Source organism: Phytohabitans maris (assembly GCF_031085175.1).
GTDB lineage: Bacteria > Actinomycetota > Actinomycetes > Mycobacteriales > Micromonosporaceae > Phytohabitans > Phytohabitans maris.
Window position 1 is genome coordinate 123,952 of sequence record NZ_JAVHUY010000008.1, and the last position, 13,645, is coordinate 137,596.

9 protein-coding genes are annotated in these 13,645 nt (G+C 74.5%); 6 read left to right on the forward strand and 3 right to left on the reverse strand.

From position 1 onward, the window contains the following. Nucleotides 1-14: 14 nt before the first annotated feature. Together RB614_RS10535 and RB614_RS10540 are read right to left on the reverse strand one after the other, a co-directional pair. Complete coding sequence (locus tag RB614_RS10535) at nucleotides 15-2,528, reverse strand: ATP-dependent Clp protease ATP-binding subunit (RefSeq protein WP_308712225.1); 2,514 nt, start codon at nucleotides 2,526-2,528, stop codon at nucleotides 15-17. A 304-nt stretch (nucleotides 2,529-2,832) separates the two neighbouring features. After that, the gene (locus tag RB614_RS10540; RefSeq protein ID WP_308712226.1) at nucleotides 2,833-3,591 is read right to left on the reverse strand and encodes a glycoside hydrolase family 16 protein; all 759 of its coding nucleotides are present in this window, start codon (nucleotides 3,589-3,591) and stop codon (nucleotides 2,833-2,835) included. A gap of 88 nt (nucleotides 3,592-3,679) precedes the next feature. On the opposite strand from RB614_RS10540, the gene RB614_RS10545 reads away from it, so the two are divergent. The 4 genes from RB614_RS10545 to RB614_RS10560 all read left to right on the forward strand — a co-directional run bounded on the left by RB614_RS10545 (nucleotide 3,680) and on the right by RB614_RS10560 (nucleotide 9,015). Next, complete coding sequence (locus RB614_RS10545; RefSeq protein WP_308712227.1) at nucleotides 3,680-4,096, forward strand: nitroreductase/quinone reductase family protein; 417 nt, start codon at nucleotides 3,680-3,682, stop codon at nucleotides 4,094-4,096. A gap of 293 nt (nucleotides 4,097-4,389) precedes the next feature. Further along, on the forward strand, nucleotides 4,390-6,816 hold the full coding sequence (locus RB614_RS10550) for an alpha/beta hydrolase family protein (RefSeq protein WP_308712228.1): 2,427 nt from the start codon (nucleotides 4,390-4,392) through the stop codon (nucleotides 6,814-6,816). A gap of 59 nt (nucleotides 6,817-6,875) precedes the next feature. After that, nucleotides 6,876-7,916 (forward strand): TRM11 family SAM-dependent methyltransferase, encoded by a 1,041-nt coding sequence (locus RB614_RS10555; RefSeq protein ID WP_308712229.1) that lies wholly within the window; start codon nucleotides 6,876-6,878, stop codon nucleotides 7,914-7,916. Nucleotides 7,917-7,998: 82 nt separating this feature from the next. Then, complete coding sequence (locus tag RB614_RS10560; protein WP_308712230.1) at nucleotides 7,999-9,015, forward strand: zinc-binding dehydrogenase; 1,017 nt, start codon at nucleotides 7,999-8,001, stop codon at nucleotides 9,013-9,015. Between the two features lie 1,090 nt (nucleotides 9,016-10,105). Here RB614_RS10560 and RB614_RS10565 read toward each other — a convergent pair. After that, entirely contained in the window at nucleotides 10,106-11,230 is a 1,125-nt protein-coding gene (locus RB614_RS10565; RefSeq protein WP_308712231.1) for a glycosyltransferase family 9 protein, read from the reverse strand. Nucleotides 11,231-11,293: 63 nt separating this feature from the next. Here RB614_RS10565 and rfaE2 point away from each other — a divergent pair, with 63 nt between their 5' ends. Both rfaE2 and RB614_RS10575 read left to right on the forward strand, forming a co-directional pair. Beyond that, complete coding sequence (rfaE2, locus tag RB614_RS10570; RefSeq protein ID WP_308712232.1) at nucleotides 11,294-12,718, forward strand: D-glycero-beta-D-manno-heptose 1-phosphate adenylyltransferase; 1,425 nt, start codon at nucleotides 11,294-11,296, stop codon at nucleotides 12,716-12,718. A gap of 37 nt (nucleotides 12,719-12,755) precedes the next feature. Beyond that, nucleotides 12,756-13,610 (forward strand): glycosyltransferase family 2 protein, encoded by an 855-nt coding sequence (locus RB614_RS10575; protein WP_308712233.1) that lies wholly within the window; start codon nucleotides 12,756-12,758, stop codon nucleotides 13,608-13,610. The last annotated feature ends 35 nt before the right edge of the window (nucleotides 13,611-13,645 follow it).

A 13,645-nucleotide genomic window follows, 5' to 3' on the forward strand; every position in this document is an offset into this window, starting at 1 on the left:
CGTCCAAGCGAACGCTAGGCTGGTGCGGTCTCCAGGCGCGGGGTGACCTCGAAGGTGAGCGTGCCTTCCGGGCCCACGTCGACCCGCACCTCCTGGCCGGGGGAGAGGCGGGCGTCGAGCATCATCTCGGAGAGCCGGTTGTCGATCTCGCGCTGGATGGTACGGCGCATCGGGCGGGCGCCGTACTGGGGCTCGTAGCCCTGGTCGACCAGCCAGCCGATCGCCGTACCGGTGAAGTGCGCGGTGATGCCCTGCGCGTGCATGCGGCGGCGGGTCTGCTCCAGCATCAGGTCGGTGATCTCGGCGAGCTGCTCCGCCGTCAGGCGCTGGAACACCACGATCTCGTCGATCCGGTTCAGGAACTCGGGGCGCAGCTCCTCGCGGAGCCGGCGCAGTACGCGGTCGCGGGCGTCCCGGTCGCCGCGGTTCGCCTCGCTGGCGAAGCCGAGCGCCTGGTCCTGGCCGATCAGCTCGGAGCCGAGGTTGCTGGTCATGATGAGCACGGTGTTCTTGAAGCTGACCGTGCGCCCCTGGCTGTCCGTGAGGCGGCCGTCGTCGAGCACCTGCAGCAGCAGGTTGAAGACGTCCGGGTGGGCCTTCTCGATCTCGTCCAGCAGCACCACCGAGTACGGGCGGCGGCGTACCGCCTCGGTCAGCTGGCCGGCCTCCTCGTAGCCCACGTACCCGGGCGGGGCGCCGACCAGGCGGCTGACCGTGTGCCGTTCCTGGAACTCGCTCATGTCCAGCCGCACCATCCGGTCCTGGTCGCCGAACATCGACTCGGCCAGCGCCCGGGCCAGCTCGGTCTTGCCGACGCCGGTCGGGCCGAGGAAGAGGAAGCTGCCGATCGGGCGGTTCGGGTCGCCGAGGCCGGTACGGGAGCGGCGGATCGCCTGGGCCACCACGCGCACCGCGTCCTCCTGGCCGACCAGCCGCTCGTGCAGCCGCTGCTCCAGGTTGGCGAGGCGGTGGCGTTCCTCCTCGCTGAGCTGACGGGCCGGGATGCCGGTGGCTCGGGAGACCACCTCGGCGACGTCCTCGGCGGTCACCTCGGGTACCCCGTTGTGGCCGCCCTCGACGTCGGACATCCGCCGCCGCAGCTCGCCGACCTCGTCGCGGATCTGGCTGGCCCGCTCGTACTGCTCGTCCGCGACCGCCTGGTCCTTGTCGCGGCAGAGCTGTTCGATGCGGCGTTCCATCTCGCGCACGTCGGTGGCGGGCGCCCGGCTGCGCAGCTGGACCCGCGCGCCGGCCTGGTCGATCAGGTCGATGGCCTTGTCCGGCAGGAAACGGTCGGTGAGGTACCGGTCGGAGAGTTCGGCCGACGAGACCAGCGCCTCGTCGGTGAAGCGCACCCCGTGGTGGGCCTCGTACCGGTCGCGCAGCCCGCGCAGGATCTCGACCGTGTCCTCGACGCTCGGCTCGGGCACCAGGATCGGCTGGAAGCGCCGCTCCAGCGCGGCGTCCTTCTCCACGTACCGGCGGTACTCGTCGAGCGTGGTCGCCCCCACCACGTGCAGCTCGCCGCGGGAGAGGGCCGGCTTGAGCATGTTGGCCGCGTCGGTGGCACCCTCGGCCGAGCCGGCGCCGACCACGCTGTGGATCTCGTCGATGAAGACGATGAGGTCGTCGGTGTTGGCGCGGGCCTCGTCGATCAGGCTCTTGAGCCGCTCCTCGAAGTCGCCGCGGTAGCGGGTGCCGGCCACCAGGCCGGTCAGGTCGAGCTGGACCAGGCGCTTGCCACCCAGGGTCCGCGGCACCTCACCCTCCACGATCCGCTGGGCGAGACCTTCCACGATCGCCGTCTTGCCGACGCCGGCCTCACCGATCAGGACCGGGTTGTTCTTGGTACGCCGGGCGAGCACCTCCACGCACTGCTCGATCTCCTGCGCCCGCCCCACCACCGGGTCGAGCTTGCCGTCGCGGGCGAGCGCGGTGAGGTCCCGCCCGTACCGGTCGATGGTCGGCGTCGGCGTGGCCGCGGGCGCGCCGGCCTGGCCCGGCGCCATCTGGCTCTGGCTCTGCGCCGCCTGCCGCAGCGAGTCCGGCGTGACCCCGCGCGCGCCGAGCATCCGCCCGGCCTCGGTGTCGCGCCCGGCCACGAGGGCCAGCAGGATGTGCTCGGGTCCGAGGTAGGAGGCGCCGAGGGTACGCGAGATCTGGTGTGCCTGCAGCAGCGCCCGCTTGGCGGCCGGCGTGAGCGCGGGCGGCTCCTGCCGCGGGTCGCCCCGCTGGGCCCGCCGCTCGATCTCGGTGGCCAGCGCGCCCGGGTCGGCGCCCGCGCGGGCGAGCAGTTGGCGCAACGGCTCGCGCTGGCAGATCGCCCACAGCAGGTGCTCGGTGTCCAGGTCTGGGCTGCCCCACTCGTTGGCGATCTGCGCGGCGCTCTGGATCAGCTCGCGCGCGTCGTGGCTCATCAGCCGGGCCAGGTCGATGCGCCGCCCCTGCTGCGCCCCGAAGAACTGCGCGAGAAACTCCTCGAACGGGTCCTGCCCGAACGGGCCCCCGCCCCAGTACCCGCTCGTCATGTCGCCCACCTCCGGTCCCGGTGTCGCGTCCCTGCCCGTTTCGGCCTCTCCGGGCTGTCCCGGCTCTTGTTCCGGGCTCGCCCAATGGTCGGGGCTGGCCCGGCTCACGTTCGGCCGCCCCGGCTGGGCCGGCTCCTGTCCGTCCCGGCTGGGCCGGCTCCTGTCCGGGCTACCCCGGCGACAATCCCGGCAAACGCGGCGCACGACACAGTCCGGCGCGGCCCCTCGGGCGGCCCGTCACCCCCGCCGGCCCCGCGGACCCGCCCGCCACTGTGGACGCGGCGGGCCGCCGCCGGCCGCCCGGTCAGGCGAGGGCGAGGGGGTGGCCGGCCACGTGGGAGACGACCATCTCCGGGACCGGGGGCGTCGGGTGGGACGGGTCGCCCTTCGCCGGGAAGTCGAATACGCCGAGCATGAGCTGGACCGGGTAGTCCGGGGCCTGGCCGACCTCGCGGACCACCTCACCGTCCACTGTGAACACCAGGGAGCCGGGGCGCCAGTCGACGGCGTACGTGTGGTAGTCGCTTACGTCCAGCGGGAGCGGCTCGGCGGCGAACTCCTCGGTGAGCGACGGGTCGCGGAAGCGGTGCAGCCCCATGCCCACCGCGGCCGTACCGTCGTGGACCGCGTCGCCGAAGATCTCGGCCACGCAGATCTCGCCGGAGTGCTCGGGCCGGTCCTCGACGCCGGAGAGCCAGAACGCGAACATCGAGCGCGCGCTGACGACGCCGCGCATCCGGATCTCGACGTGCCCGTACCGCGGGGTGTAGCCCCAGAACTCGGGCTGCTCCTCGCGCACCGCCAGCCCCTCCCGGAACGGCTGCTGCCCGGTGCGGCCGCCGCTCTGCACGCAGGACACCCGCATCGGCTCGGGGTGGCGGTCGGGGCACCACAGCGGCTGGCCCGGCGGGATGGTCAGGCGCAGTTCGCCGCCGCGCACCGCGTACGTCGCCCGGCTGGCCGCGCGGGAGCTCCAGTGCGGCAGGTAGTAGGGGAGCCACACGTCCGGGTCCAGGGTCTCGCCGGCGAAGCGCTCGTCGAGGCTGCGACGTCCGTCCCGCATACCGCAGGGTACCGCCGGAGGCGACCATCAATGCTACGGTTGCCCCAATGTTGCAGTAACACCACGTTTCTTGGACGGGGGGGGCGCCATGACCGCGCGCAGGTACCTCAAGCCGCCGTGGATGCAGCGCAAGGTGGGCAACGTGCTGGCCCCGCTGTTCCGGCCGGCCATCGTCGCCCGGCTCTCGGTGCCCGGGCGGCGCAGCGGCGAGTGGCGCACCACGCCGGTCGTCGTGCTCGACCACGGCGGCGAGCGCTACCTCGTCTCCGTCTTCGGCACCACCGACTGGGCGCTCGACCTGCGCGCCTCCGGCCGCGGCCGGCTCGCGCGGCAGCAGCGGGTCGAGGAGTTCGGGGCCGAGGAGGTGCCGGTGGGGCAGCGCCAGCCGATCCTCGACGCCTACCTCGCCCGCTTCGCGAAGATGCCGCACGTCGAGGCGGCGTTCCGCAGCCTGCCCGACCCGGCCGACCACCCGACCTTCCGGCTCGCGTCCGCGCGCGACTGAGGCCGCGCTCGGGTCGCGCCGCCCGCGCCGGCACGACTGGAGCGACAGTGCTGTCGAACGGCTCCCGTGACAGCACCGCTGTTCCAGCCGTCGAAGGCGCGCACGCGATCGCCGCCGCCCGGGCGGCGGGCGGGAGCCGCCGCCGGCATGACCGATCTGGCGCACTAAATGATCATGTGAACGGGCTTGTGAAGAGCGGTAACCGGGGCGTTTCCCAACGGAGATCATTTGGAACACGGCTGCCATAGTCTCCGCCCGCGCTGACCCCTCAGCGCGAGAAGGAGATACGGCACATGCCCCGTTTCGCTCCCACGCGCGCCGCCGCCCGCACGACCGCGGTGCTCGCTGCCATCCTGCTCGCCGCCGGCCTCGGTGCACCCGCCGGGGCCGACCCGGGCGACCCTACCAACGAATCGACGGACGCAAAAGGATTCACCGTCGAGCCGCTGCCCGAGGGCGGCTGGCGGGTGACCCTGTCGCTCGCCGAGCCGCTGCCGGTGCGCGACGCCGCCCCGGAGCTCGCCGTCGACGGCCAGGTCGTCGGCGCGGCCAAGGAGTCGCCCGACGGGCTCACGCTCACCACCGAGACCACCGACCCCGCGGTCGCCGGTGCCGGGAGCGTCGAGGTCGCCTGGAACGGCGAGGTGCCCGGCGCGGCGGCGGCCGCGCGGCGCTCCGCGCCCTGGCACTACACGCCGAAGCCCTTCCACCGCAAGCCGGTCTACACCGACCCGGCCACCCCCGGGAAGTACGCGGTGGAGCGGCTGGACTACGACCTCGGCGACACCCCGACCACGCTGCCCGGCCTCAGCGGCCTGCCGGTCGAGCTGCGCGCCGCCGTCTACGCCCCCGCGAAGGCGCGCGGCGAGCGGCCGGTCGTCGTCTTCCTGCACGGGCGCCACTCGGCCTGCTACAACCCGACGACCCGGCAGACCAACAACACCAACTGGCCGTGCGCCGAGGGGTTCATCCCGATCGACAGCTACCTCGGCTACACCGAGACGGCCGTCGCCCTGGCCAGCCACGGCTACGTCGTGGTGTCGGTCAGCGCGAACGGCGTCAACGCCAAGGACGCCAGCTTCACCGACGACAACGGCGCGGCCGCCCGTGGCGAACTGGTCATGAAGCACCTCGACCTGCTGGCCCAGTGGAACCAGAAGCGCGGCCACCCGCTCAAGGGCCGCCTCGACCTGTCCAATGTGGGGCTGATGGGGCACTCGCGGGGCGGTGAGGGCGTGGTCGAGGCCGCGCTGATGAACGCCGAACGGCGCCACCCGTACGGGGTCCGCGCCGTGCTCCCGCTCGCCCCGGTCGACTTCGGCCGGGCCAGCCTGCCGGACGTGCCGATGGCGGTGCTGCTGCCGTACTGCGACGGGGACGTCTCCAACCAGCAGGGGCAGCACTTCTTCGACGACACCCGCTACTCGCTCGACGACGACGTGCTCCGCTCCTCGCTCATGATCATGGGCGCCGACCACAACTTCTTCAACACCGAGTGGACCCCGGGCGACTCGGTCGCGCCCTCCGGCGACGACTGGTCCCCGGCCAACGACGAGGTCTGCGGCAGCGCCAGCCCCACCCGGCTGACCGCGGCCGAGCAGCGGGCCGTCGGCACCGCGTACATGGCCGGCTTCTTCCGGCTGGTGCAGGGCGGGGAGAAGGCGTTCCTGCCGCTCTTCGACGGCACCAACGGCACCGTCCCGTCGGCCGGCCGCGCCGAGGTGTACGCCCAGGCGCAGCAGCCCTCGTCGCGGCGGGAGGACCTGGCGCCGCTGGAACGGCCGGCCGGCAACGTCTCGGTGACCGGCTTCGACCTCGGCGCGTACTGCCACAGCGTGGCCTCCCGGGTGCCGGCCGGCCAGACCCCCTGCTCGGCGACGACGCAGACCTCGAAGATTCCACACTGGACACCGGCGACGTTCGCCACGTCGGTGCCGACCAGCCCGGTGCTCCGGCTCCAGTGGAGCGAGGCGTCGGTCGCGCCGAGCGTGCGGATCGCGCTCGGGCCCGGCCAGCGCGACGCCGACGGGTACGACGCGCTCACGTTCCGCCTGGCGCGGGACGAGACCGCGGTCGGCGACGTCGACCTGGACGTCACCGTGACCGACCACAAGGGACGGTCGGCGACGGTGCGGGTGGGTGACGTGAGCCCGGCGCTCACCCCGTTCCCGGCCTCCACCAACACTCCGAACGGGATGAACCGCCTCGGCAAGACCTGGCTGCGCACGGTACGCGTCCCGGTCGACGACTTCGCCCGCCGGGTGGACGAGGACAACCTGAGGTACGTGACCATCAGGCCGGCCACCCCGACCGGCGGCGCGTACCTGTCCGACATCGCGTTCGACAGCACCGGCGTGGGGCGGGGCGGCCCGACCGGGGCGGTACGGGTGAGCATCGCCGACGCCACGGTGGCGGAGGGCGACGGCACCGGCACCGCGACCATGCGGCTGACGCTGAGCGACCGGCTCACGGAGCCGGCCAGGCTGTACGTGCAGACCGCCGCGAGCGGTTCGGCGTCGGCGGGACAGGTGCCGCTGCTGTCGTTCCCGGTCACGCTTCCGAAGTGGACGAAGCAGGTGACGATCCAGGTGCCGCTGACCGGCAACACCGCGGTCAACCCGGCCGAGCTGCGCTACAAGACGACCATCTCGGCGCCGACCGGCGTGGTGATCGGCGACGGGTTCGCCTGGCTGACGGTGACCGACGACGACGCCGCCTGACGCCTGACCGGCATGGGGCCGGCGGGGAACCGCCGGCCCCATGCGATACTCGCCCGACCATGACCACGTACGCCCTGCTCGTCTCGCCCGGCACCAACCGCGTGTACGCCGGCTCCGCCGTCGACCTGACCCGGACCGAGCTGGCGCTGTTCGGCGAGGCGGTGCTCGGCGGGCGGATCGGCGACGCGGAGGCGGTGACGATCGGCGGCGTCCGGTACGTCACGTTCGAGGCCGACCCGCTCACCGGGCGCGACCTGGCGCTGCTCGGCAACATGTCCGCGCTCTTCGCCCTCTACGAGCGGGTCGGCGACCTGCTCCGCCCGGTCGAGCGGCACCGGCTGGACCGCTACGACGACGACCTGCTCACCATCCAGAAGTACGCCGGGAAGACCAACGAGCAGTTCACCAAGCTGCTGCTCAACGCCACGCTGCTCGCCTCCGCGTGGGCCGGTGAGCTGCTGGAGCGGCGCTTCACGGTGCTCGACCCGCTCTGCGGCCGGGGCACCACGCTCAACCAGGCGCTGATGTACGGCTTCGACGCGGCCGGCGTCGACCTGGACCAGAAGGACTTCGAGGCGTACCAGGCGTTCGTCACCACGTGGCTCAAGCGCAAGCGGGTCAAGCACCGGGTGCTGGAGTCCGGCCCGGTACGGCGCGAACGGCAGGTCGTCGGCCGGCGGCTGCGGATCGAGCTGGCACCCTCCAAAGAGGAGCGGAAGGCCGGCGCCACCCAGCTGCTCGACGTCGTCAACGCGGACACCGTCCGGGCCGGCGAGTTCTTCCGCCCGGGCACGGTCGACGTCGTCGTCGCCGACGCCCCGTACGGCGTGCAGCACGGCAGCCGTACCCCCGCCAAGGGGCTGGCCCGCGACCCCCTCGCGCTGCTCGCGGCGGCCGCGCCGGTCTGGGCCGGGCTCCTGCGCCCCGGCGGCGCGCTCGGCGTCTCCTGGAACACCTACGTGGCCCGCCGCGAGGACGCCGCCGAGGCGCTCGCGAAGGCCGGCCTGGACGTGCGCGACGGCGGGCCGTGGGCGGCGCTGCGGCACCGCGTCGACCAGGCCATCGTCCGCGACGTGCTGATCGCCACGAAACCGGCCTGAGCCGCGGATCCCGGGCGGATTGTGCACCGCCGGCCGGGGAACTTGGGTTAACTGACCGGGCACGCAGTCAGGAGGAGCGCCGATGAGAGCGGTTGTGTACACCCGTGGCGGAGACCCGTCCGTCCTGGAGGTCGTGGAGCGGCCGGTCCCCGAGCCCGGCCCCGGCGAGGTCCTGGTGCGGGTCGCGGTCTCCGGCGTCAACCCGACCGACTGGAAGTCCCGGCGCGGCGGCACGGCACCGCCCGGCGGCTGGCAGATCCCCAACCAGGATGGCGCCGGCGTGGTCGAGGCGGTCGGCGTCGGCGTGGACGCCGCCCTGGTCGGCGAGCGGGTCTGGGTCTGGGAGGCGGCCTGGCAGCGCCCCTGGGGCACGGCCGCCGAGTACACGCTGGTGCCGGCCCGCCAGGTGGTGCGGCTCGGCCCGGCCTCGTTCGACCTCGGCGCGAGCCTCGGCATCCCGTTCCTGACCGCGCACCGCTGCCTCACCGCCGGCGAGGCGATGCCGGACCGGATCAACGCCGGCGCGATGGAGGGGCGGGTCGTGCTGGTGCAGGGCGGCGCCGGCGCGGTCGGCAACGCGGCCGTCCAGCTCGCCCGCTGGGCGGACGCCACGGTGGTCGCCACCGTCAGCGGCCCGGAGAAGGCCCAGCTCGCCGCCGCCGCGGGCGCCGACCACGTGGTCGACTACCGCCAGCAGGACGTGGTCGCCGAGGTCAGGCGGATCGCCCCGCGCGGCGTCGATGCGGTCGTCGAGGTCGCGCCCGGCGCCAACGCCGCCATCGACGTCCAGGTCGCCGCCGCGCACGCCTGCGTGGCCGCCTACGCCACCGACGGCGGCGACACCCTGACCCTGCCGGTCCGCCCGCTGATGGGCCCGAACGCGCGCTGGCAGTTCGTGCTCGTCTACACGCTGACCGAGGCCGCCAAGGCCAAGGCGGTCTACGACGTGGCGGCCGCGGCGGCCGAGGGCGTGCTGCGGGTCGGCTCCGAGGCCGGGCTCCCGCTGCACTACTACCCGCTCGACGAGGCCGCCGCCGCGCACGCCGCCGTCGAGGCCGGCGCGGTGGGCAAGGTGCTGATCCTGACCACCGACACCTGAGTGCTCTGGCGCGCCGGCCGCGCCGCGCCCATACTGGCGCCCTTCGTGGAAGGGAGGTCCCGATGAGCCGACGCGCACGCACCCTGCTGCTCGCCGCCCTCACCGCCGCCGCCACCGGCACCGCGGTGCTGCTGGCGGCCGCGGCACAGGCCGGCATCCAGGGCAGCGGCTGACCGCACCACCGCGGGCCCCGGCGCGAACCCCGGGCGGCAGGAGATCGCGGTATTTCGGTGCCCCTCTGGAGCCGTTCGCATAATTGGCGGTGCGCTGTTCGTCAACTCCGCCGGCTTGGTCGTAGGACCGGATCGAAGTAGATCTAGAACATCTAGGGCTGATATAGAGCCCTAAACGTTCTAGATCAAATCTAAACCTACATTCACCAACGGGCATATCGGGCAAGGCTGGCATCCGATCACGTCCGTACGTCGACGTCTCTCTATCGCCGGCCGCTCGGGCAGGGATCGACACCGAGCCCGAGCCAGTTACGGCTCTATACGGGCACTGGAATTACCACGACCTACAACGCGTGCGTCTTCGCCCGCACGCCCACGTAGATTCCGGGCGCACGATCAGCACGCCGACCACGCTTTCCATGATCGACGCTCGGAGATCAGCCCAGGGCGCAGATCGTGGTATCTGGCTGTCGCTCCGGGTGCGGCCAAGTACCAGGGTCTGCCCAGAGACAGCCGCGATTTGTCCCGGTCCGCCGCAGCTGTGGACCGCTTGCTCCCGCGGGCACCGCTGCGGCCGTCGGCGAGCTGGCGCTCGCCGAAACCCCGGCCTCCGCTGCCGGCTCCGCGGGGCAAGCCCACCCCGGCTCGCTGCCGGGTGCACGCACAGACGGGGCAGCTCGAGAGCTTCCCGCGCACACATCCGTCCGCCCGGCGCTGGCGCGGTGGTGAGGTGTCGTGGGCGCACGGACCTCTGGACGGCCGCTCGCTCCCCGCAGGGCCGGGGTGAGATCGGGCGCTGCCGAGGGCTGGGCCGCGGGAATGAGCGACGGTCCGCCAGCTGTGGAACCCACGCGCGGGCGCTTTCCCGCGGGCACCGCCGCGCCGTCGGCGGGCGGCACGGACGTGGCGGCGGGCGGTCAGTAGCCGATGCCGGAGCGGCGGCCGGCCAGGGGGCCGGCGGCGGCCTTGCGCGGGTCGGTCAGGTCGTAGACGGCCTGGAGCACCTCCTCGACCGGGATGTCGTCCACGAAGGAGTCGCTGTGGGGGCAGCCGTCGCCGGGGCGGGCCGGGTAGAGGTCGCGGGTGCAGTCGGCGCCGCACACCGGGCAGTGGACGCGCCACGACGGCACCGGGCGGTGGCCGGCGCGGAAGAGGGGCGCGCTGTTGACCAGGTTGCCGACCCAGTAGATGCCGACGCTCGGCGTGCCCACCGCGGTCGCGAGGTGCAGCGGGCCGGTGTCGTTGGCGACGATCGCCGCCGCGCCGGCCAGCAGCCCGACCAGGCCGCCCAGCGACAGCTCCCCGGTCAGCGTCCGGATCCGGCGGTCCGCGGCGGCGACCCGCGCCACGACGTCGCGCTCGTCCGTGGTGCCGGTCACCACCACCTCGTACCCCTGGGATATGAGCTCGCCCGCGACGGAGCCGAAACGCCCCGCGGACCAGCGCCGCCGCGGGTCGGTGGCGCCCGGGTGGACGACCACCCGGCGCCGTGACGGCGCGCCCGCCACCCGGCGGGCCTCGGCGAGGTCCGCGGCGGTGACCGCGAGGGTGGGCCGGACGGTGACCGGCGCGGCGCCGACCAGCCCGACCACCTCCAGGTAGCGGGCGATCTCCGGCTGGTAGTAGAGGTACGGGACCCAGCGGTCCAGCGGCGGGCTGCCCGGCGCGCGCAGGCCGGCGGTGACCCGGGCGCCGAGCGCGGCGGCGACCCGGTTGCTGGTGCGGCCGCCGCCGTGGAGCTGCACGGCGAGGTCGAAGGGGGCGGTGCGGACGCCCGCCAGGAACTCCTCGACCGGCACCGGCGTCTCACCCGGCCCGGGTGGCCGCAGCCCCTCGACCGGCGGGAGGATGGCGACGCCGTCGACCGGGCCGGGGCGGCCGGTGAGCAGTTCGGCGTGGAGCGGGCCGCCGAGGAGCACGATCTCGGCGCGCGGGTAGGCGGCGCGCAGCGCGTCCAGCGCGGGCAGCGCGAAGACGAGGTCGCCGAGGGCGTTGGCGCGCAGGACCGCGATGCGCCCCACGCCGTCGACGAGGCCACCCATGCCGCTCCGGCTACCCGGTGAGCGCCGCGTTTATCCGGGCCCTCCCGGTGGAAACCCGCGCGCGTGGACGAGTCCAGGCAAGCGGCCGCGCTCGACGCGTGGGACGGCCTCCCCGTGCTCGTGGTCGGCGACGTGATGGTCGATGAGTGGCGGTTCGCGGACGCGGAGCGCGTCTCGCGCGAGGCGCCCGCACCGGTGCTCACCCTCCGCCGCCACCGGGTCTGCGCCGGCGGCGCCGGCAACGCGGCCGCCAACCTGGCCGCGCTCGGCGCCCGCGCCGCGCTCGCCGCCGTGGTAGGGGCCGACCCCGCCGGCGAGCGGCTCGCGGCCCGCCTCGCCGCCGACCGGGTAGAAGACCGCACGATCCGGGTACGCGGCCGGAGCACCCCGGTCAAGCGGCGCTTCCTCGCCAGCGGGCAGATCGTCGCGCGGGAGGACGAGGCGGGTGGCGGCCCGCTCCCGCCCAGCGCGGTACGCGCGCTGCTCGACACCCTCGACCGCGCCCCCGAGCGGCTGCTGGTCGTCGCCGACTACGGGCTGGGCGGGCTCCCCGAGCCGGTACGGCGCTGGCTGGTGCGGCACCGCGACCGCTTCGACCTGGTCGCGCTCGACGCGCACGACCTGCGCCCGTGGCGGGACCTGGCGCCGACGGTGATGGCGCCGAGCCTGGCGGAGACCGGGCTGGCGCGGCCGGCCGACGCGGTGGCCCGGCGGCTGCGCGGGGAGTTCGGGGCGGAGGTCGTGGCCGTCACGCTGGGCAGCGAGGGCGCCGTGGTGGCCGGGGCGGACGGGACGTACACCACCCGGGCGGCACCGGCGCCGGAGGCGCACACGGTCGGGGCCGGCGACGCGTACCTGGCCGCCATGACCCTCGCCCTCGCCGCCGGCGTGCCGGTCGAGGCCGCCGCCGAGGTCGCCCAGGCCGCCGCGGCCGTCGGGGTGGCCTGCGAGGGGACCTGCGTCTGCGACGCCGAGCCGCTGCGCGCCGCGCTGACCGGGCGGGCCACGCTCGTCGACCCGGACGGGCTGGACCGGATCGTACGCCGCCGGCGGGCCGGGGGCGCCCGGGTGGTCTTCACCAACGGCTGCTTCGACGTGCTGCACCGCGGCCACGTCAGCTACCTGCGCCAGGCCCGCGAACTGGGCGACCTGCTGGTCGTGGCGGTCAACTCGGACGCCGGCGTACGCCGCCTCAAGGGGCCGGGCCGCCCGGTCGTACCGGTCGAGGACCGGGTCGCGGTGCTCGCCGCCCTCTCCTGCGTCGACCACGTCGTGGTCTTCGAGGAGGAGTCGCCGGCGGCGCTGATCGAGCGGGTCCGCCCCGACCTGTACGTCAAGGGCGGCGACTACCCGCCGGAGCTCGTACCGGAGGCGGCGCTGGTCCGGCGGCTCGGCGGTGAGGTGCGCACCCTCGGGTACGTGCCGGACCGCTCCACCTCCGCCATCATCGACCGGATCCGGTCCCAGCACCGGGAGTTCACGCCGTGAGCCCCGCCCGCCGCGGCCGGGCGCGGGGGCGGGCGGCGTGACCCGGCCGCTCGATCCCGGCGACGCCGACCGGTTCCGGGCGCCGCGCACGGTCGACGTGCTGATCCCCACCCGGGACCGGCCGGCCGCGCTCGCCGCGACCCTCGCCGGGCTGGCGGCGCAGGACGGCGCCGGCTTCGGCGTGGCGGTCAGCGACCAGTCGGACGCGGCGCCCAGCTGGGCCGACCCGGCCGTCGAGGGGGTGGTACGGATCCTGCGCCACCGCGGCCACCCGGTGCTGCTCGGCCGCCACCTGCCCCGGCGCGGGCTGGCCGAGCACCGCGCCCACCTGCTCTCCCGCTCCGCCGCCCGCTACGTGCTCTGCCTCGACGACGACGTCTGGCTGGAACCGGCCGCGCTCGCCCGGCTGGTGTCCGCGATCGGCGCGCTGGACTGCGGGTTCGTCGGCAACGCGGTGCACGGCCTGTCCTATCGGGACGATGTGCGCCCGGATTCGCACCGGCAGTACGAGCAGTGGGACCGCCGGCCCGAGCCGGAGCGGGTACGCCCGGGCAGCCCGGAGTGGTGGCGGTCCGGCCTGCACGCCGCCGCCAACCTGCTGCACCTCACCGAACGGCTGCGGCTGGCCCCGGGCGAGTGGCGGGCGTACAAGGTCTCCTGGATCGGCGGCTGCGTCCTGTTCGACCGGGCCAAGCTGGTCGCCTCGGGCGGCTTCGACTTCTGGCGCGAGCTGCCCCCGGACCACCAGGGCGAGGACGCGGCCGCGCAGCTCGCCGTCCTGGAGCGGTACGGCGGCGCCGGCGTCGTGCCGAGCGGCGCCTACCACCTGGAGGTCCCCACGACCGTGGTCGACCGCCGCGTGGAGGCGTGGGAGGTGACGCTGCGCGAGTAGCGCCCCCGCCGTGATCGAAGCTCCCTTCAAGTCGT

Coding starts and splice junctions, on each gene's coding strand:
- RB614_RS10565 (WP_308712231.1), bottom strand. CDS start 11,230: ATGGGTGGCCTCGTCGACGGCGTGGGGCGCATCGCGGTCCTGCGCGCC.
- RB614_RS10545 (WP_308712227.1), top strand. CDS start 3,680: ATGACCGCGCGCAGGTACCTCAAGCCGCCGTGGATGCAGCGCAAGGTG.
- RB614_RS10555 (WP_308712229.1), top strand. CDS start 6,876: ATGACCACGTACGCCCTGCTCGTCTCGCCCGGCACCAACCGCGTGTAC.
- RB614_RS10540 (WP_308712226.1), bottom strand. CDS start 3,591: ATGCGGGACGGACGTCGCAGCCTCGACGAGCGCTTCGCCGGCGAGACC.
- RB614_RS10535 (WP_308712225.1), bottom strand. CDS start 2,528: ATGACGAGCGGGTACTGGGGCGGGGGCCCGTTCGGGCAGGACCCGTTC.
- RB614_RS10550 (WP_308712228.1), top strand. CDS start 4,390: ATGCCCCGTTTCGCTCCCACGCGCGCCGCCGCCCGCACGACCGCGGTG.
- RB614_RS10560 (WP_308712230.1), top strand. CDS start 7,999: ATGAGAGCGGTTGTGTACACCCGTGGCGGAGACCCGTCCGTCCTGGAG.